This is a genomic window from Deltaproteobacteria bacterium, from assembly GCA_018668695.1.
In the GTDB taxonomy this organism is placed as follows: domain Bacteria; phylum Myxococcota; class XYA12-FULL-58-9; order XYA12-FULL-58-9; family JABJBS01; genus JABJBS01.
The window spans coordinates 1-4519 of record JABJBS010000317.1 but is presented as its reverse complement, the minus strand read 5'-3'; the positions used below and the strand labels follow the sequence as shown (position 1 = coordinate 4519).

Genomic DNA, 4519 nt, shown 5'->3' with positions numbered 1-4519 from the left:
GGTAAAACAAAGTTGTCGAATTTCTTCGCCAAAACCAATGCTGGTGACTGCTTTTGTAAACGGAAGTTTTGTGAAGCCCTGTTAAAGACCTCTCCATAACGTTCACACTCGATAACTGTGGCCTTCGAGAATCTCTCTAAAATCTTCTGGGCTCTCGGATGTTCTCGGGCTTCGCGCTCTACGTAGATTACATCAATCATCGCTCACCCCACATCACAGGCATGGTTTCGACAATCGCACTCAACCTCTTCAGGTATTCTTTTCCATCTTTAGCATCATCCATACATTGCATGACAGGTTGCTCTGCTTCAGACAGCGCCCAATAACGTGAGAGTGCTCGCGTTAATTGATGCCGCTGTGTGACTGAAAAATGAAATTTCTCGCAAAGCTTTTCTTCCCACTCACTCGGCGGCAAGTTGGCATGTGCCGTGTTACGTAGATTCAACAAATGCTTGGTCAGCGATTCCAAAGGCTGCAGCGTAGCGCAGACCCATTGAGTAACTTTCGCCTTATTGATTCCCGCGATGCCTTCTTTCGAATTATCAGAAATAACTTTCAAGCTCTGAATGAGTTCCAGGCTTGTTAGTTTTGATGCCATTTCAAAAAAACCTGCGGCCTCCATATCAAAGAGGCTGTCATCCGGGTATTCAAGCTCGGGCTGGTCGACAGTTACAAGGTTTGCAGACTGCCCCTGTCGCGGCCCCAGCGCCCCCGGGTACCAAACTTTACCAGTGCTGCGGCATATCACTTTATGTGCTCGCCAAACGCTGCCAAGCTCGCAGTCGCGTGCTCCGGCAATACCCACGTTGATAAATATAAGGGGCTGATTGGATGGAGCACATTCAGCCAAAAATACTGTAGCGGCCGCAGATGCCGACCGTCCTAAACCAGAGATTACCAAGGCCTGCGTTTCATCGGCATTCTTATAAACTTTAAAGGGGTGCTCCCGGACCAAGCGCAGCTTATAAGCCTCTATCAACGCGCTTGCCTCAGACGGTAACGCCACAACCCATCTTAGTCCTTCAAGTCCGCTCATGGGTTTGCCTCCGTATTCAATACGGTTTGTACCTCATCAAGTTGGTCCTGAAAAAGAGCGAGCCATTCCATGTTGCCACGTTTGCGAGCGCCGATAATCAAGATCTCCAATCGCTTCTTAATTTCAAGCCTTGCCAACTGGCGCTTGTCATCATCGATATCTGACGCAGCGGCGATTTTTTCGAGAGCCTGAATTCGAAAACGGTCCATCGCCGGATGAAGCCGCGATAACTGATCCTCATGCCCACCATACTTGTTGATAAGCGGAGTTTGAATATAAAGCACAGCTTCCCGCGCGCAGATTTGAAGCCATAAATCATAATCTTCACAAGCTGGAAGCGATTCATCAAAGCCGCCCAACGTATCCAATAACTCGCGCTTCAACACGACACTGGATGGAGAAATACAACAAAGCTCGAGGCATCGCTCAAATATCCAGCCACCTGACTTTTGGTGCTTCTTCATCTGGTTCACACGCTTACCGTTACGAATCCAAATTTCTTCGGTGTGGCATAAGCGCATACCCGGCTCTTGAATCAAAGCGTCCATTTGGGTCTGAAGTTTTTTCGGTAACCAAGCATCATCGGAATCCAAGAAAGCCAGCCAATCACCTCTAGAAGCCTGGATACCTGTATTCCTCGCCGCGCTCACACCTCGGTTCTCTTGCTCAATGATGCGTGCAGCTGGGTAGTTTTCCCGAACCCAATCTGCGGTCCCATCGGTGGAGCCATCATCTACGACTATCACCTCGAACGCGGCCAGGCTCTGACCGAAGACTGAATCTAGCGCACGTGGCAGAACATCCAACCTATTGTAGGTCGGGATAACTACAGAAACCTTATGTGCTTGCTCTTGATTCAACACGGATGCCCTTCTCACTTTTACTTAAGCCTCTAAGCGGCTCCTATCCGCCACCAAGGCCTCTGGAAAGTAAAAAATTACGTGTAAGGTGCATATTTTCGCCGACAAATCCGCTAGAAGCATGGCTCGGCACCCTAGATAAGGCGAGAATAACCGGAAGATGAGCACTGAGCCCCCCAAGCGAATACTGATTGTCAGGTTTGGAGCCATTGGCGATATTGTACTCACCCTTGCGGCGGTACAGGCGCTTAAAAATGAGTGGCCCGATACCCACATCACCTACCTCACGAAGGCACATTTCGCAGACCTACTTGTGTCCCAGCCATGCATTGATGAGGTAATGAGCCTTGAACCGGGTGAAAGTGCAGCTTCGCTGCGCCGAAGGGTTCACGCGGCGCAGATTGATGGGATTATCGACTTACACACCCAGCTTCGAAGCCGCGCTCTTCGACTATTTAATCGCATTCCCAGCCTGGGAGTTAAAAAGCCAAGAGGACTCTGGGAAGCCAGTACGGTCCGACTGGGATGGGCCAAACACAACCCGAAAAGCCAGATCATCGAAGAGCATCATAAGATCATGGATAGTGCCGTTGGACGACCTGTAAAACGTGAAAAGATCCAATTCCATGTTTCCGAGGCACAAAGCGAAGTTGCTCGAAAGCAACTCAACTCTCTAGGATTCGACGTTAGCAAACCCATCCTCGGGATTTCACCTGGTGCAAACTGGTTCACAAAACGGTGGCCTATCGAAAATTTTGTAGAAATTTCCAAACGCGCCCATGCAGCTGGTTTACAAATTCTCGCATTGGGAAGTCCCGCCGAGCAACAACTAACACACCAACTCAGCCTCGAAGGACATGCTCTGAGTCTTTGCAATTTGCCAATCGGAGAACTCGGCTCCATTATACAACAGACCTCGATTTACTTGGCAAACGACAGCGGGCCTATGCACATCGCCCGAGGCCTACAAATTCCCACCGTTGCAATATTTGGTTCCACCTCACCCGAGCAGTTTAACTTTGATGAGCATCGATATGTGTCCACCCATGAAGACTGTTCACCGTGCCACTTTTATGGGCGTAAATCATGCCCGAAGCAGCACCTCCATTGTCTTACAAATATTAGGGTCGATGATGTATGGGAATCGCTGAGAGCTCTACACGACAGCCTCTAAAGAATTCATGGTGTGACCACAAAAAAAAAGCCCAGGATGAAACATCCCAGGCTTTCTTAATTTGCTAATATAAAATTAGACTTATGCACTGAAGTCGTGTGCGCGAATAGTCTTACGACCATTAGCTTGTGCACGTCGACCTGCAGTCGCGATGTAGTGATGTACTACAGCGTTTAGACCTTCAAGAGCGTCACCGCCAACATTGCAGCCAGAAGCCTTGAGAGCTTCTTTTGCCTTGCTTACAACGAGAACCATTTCAGCGGTTTTCTTTGCAGGTGCTTTTTTCTTCTTAGCAGGTGCCTTTTTCTTTGCAGGTGCCTTCTTCTTTGCAGGTGCTTTTTTCTTTGCAGCCATGATACCCTCCTGGTACATCTTGCGCGTTATGCGCGTCGTTTCAATTTGACTCACAACGAGTCTCTCATCAAAGATGTGATGAAGACTACCTCCAACACACCCATTCGTTAACATTCAAGAGCCTGCTAACAAACGATGAGGTCGTATCTTTTAAACCAGAAAAGGAGATGGTGCAAAGAGAAATAATACTCTTATTTGTCATTGATAGGGAGGTACGGACCATTTGAAGGCAACTGAGCACCCCGTGAATTCACGAAGCGCTCACTTGCAAGAGGCTCGATTTCTAATAACGGGCGATGGATTCGTCGATTTCTTGAGACCAAGCATCGATTCCACCGGCCATATTGTAGACGTTGCGAAAGCCTTGCTCTGAAAAATGCTCAGCTGCTCGCTGGCTACGGCCGCCATGATGACAATGGAATACCAAAAGCGCATCCCGGTCGAGCTTTCCGAGCTCTTCTTGAAGCGCATCATCAAGCATCCGAGCACCCTCGATTTTAGCCGTTTGCCGCTCATCATCTCCGCGCACATCGATCAGAACAAACTCTTTTCCATCGTCGAGCCATGCTTTAACCGCTTGAACCTTCATTTGCTCAACTGGTTTCGGCGCATTTGGATTATCAATCTTGAATCCACTGGCCTCAGGCCCCTCTACGAAGTCCAGGGTTAGCCCCTCAGCGCGTTTGCTCGAATCTGTATCCGTTAGGATGACCACACCATTAGACTCCGCCCGCAGCTTGTTAGCATCATCTGGGCCGAATTGTAGCTGAGTTTGAAACGCAGGTGTGATGGCGAGGTGCAGCATTTGACCCGCCGAGCCGCTGTCGGCCATCGCAGCCTCAAGCGCAGTTTTTGCTGAATCGGTTACGGTAATCGATGGCGCTTTAGGTGGCTCGTACTTAAGTCCAAGCTTCGTATGTAGGTCTCCAGAGGCAAACATGTCCTTAATGATGTCGCAGCCGCCAATAAACTCACCTTTGATATAGAGCTGAGGAATAGTAGGCCAATTCGAAAAGCTCTTGATACCTGCTCGTACCTCGGGATCAGCTAGGACGTTGACTGTTTCATAAGCATCGGTCAAAGAGTCGAGAATCT

The 4519-nt window shown here is 49.0% G+C and carries 6 protein-coding genes; 1 reads left to right on the top strand and 5 read right to left on the bottom strand.

The window, feature by feature from the left end; genetic code table 11:
* From HOK28_17495 to HOK28_17485, 3 genes are all read right to left on the bottom strand, one after another.
* Positions 1-200 (bottom strand): DNA photolyase (locus tag HOK28_17495; GenBank protein MBT6434896.1); only part of this gene is annotated, 200 nt, incomplete at its 3' end.
* Positions 197-1036 (bottom strand): hypothetical protein, encoded by an 840-nt coding sequence (locus HOK28_17490; protein MBT6434895.1) that lies wholly within the window; start codon positions 1034-1036, stop codon positions 197-199. The genes HOK28_17495 and HOK28_17490, both read right to left, overlap by 4 nt.
* On the bottom strand, positions 1033-1914 hold the full coding sequence (locus HOK28_17485; protein MBT6434894.1) for a glycosyltransferase: 882 nt from the start codon (positions 1912-1914) through the stop codon (positions 1033-1035). The genes HOK28_17490 and HOK28_17485 overlap by 4 nt, the downstream gene beginning before the upstream one ends.
* 142 nt (positions 1915-2056) lie before the next feature.
* Here HOK28_17485 and HOK28_17480 point away from each other — a divergent pair, with 142 nt between their 5' ends.
* A complete protein-coding gene (locus HOK28_17480) occupies positions 2057-3070 on the top strand; it encodes a glycosyltransferase family 9 protein (protein MBT6434893.1) in 1014 nt (337 codons plus the stop codon).
* An 81-nt stretch (positions 3071-3151) separates the two neighbouring features.
* On the opposite strand, the gene HOK28_17475 is transcribed toward HOK28_17480, so the two are convergent.
* Both HOK28_17475 and HOK28_17470 read right to left on the bottom strand, forming a co-directional pair.
* On the bottom strand, positions 3152-3424 hold the full coding sequence (locus tag HOK28_17475) for a hypothetical protein (protein ID MBT6434892.1): 273 nt from the start codon (positions 3422-3424) through the stop codon (positions 3152-3154).
* A gap of 283 nt (positions 3425-3707) precedes the next feature.
* Positions 3708-4519, bottom strand: an 812-nt coding sequence (locus HOK28_17470) for a monothiol glutaredoxin, Grx4 family (GenBank protein MBT6434891.1), incomplete at its 5' end; no start/stop codon positions are given.

Coding starts and splice junctions, on each gene's coding strand:
- HOK28_17480 (MBT6434893.1), top strand. CDS start 2,057: ATGAGCACTGAGCCCCCCAAGCGAATACTGATTGTCAGGTTTGGAGCC.
- HOK28_17475 (MBT6434892.1), bottom strand. CDS start 3,424: ATGGCTGCAAAGAAAAAAGCACCTGCAAAGAAGAAGGCACCTGCAAAG.
- HOK28_17490 (MBT6434895.1), bottom strand. CDS start 1,036: ATGAGCGGACTTGAAGGACTAAGATGGGTTGTGGCGTTACCGTCTGAG.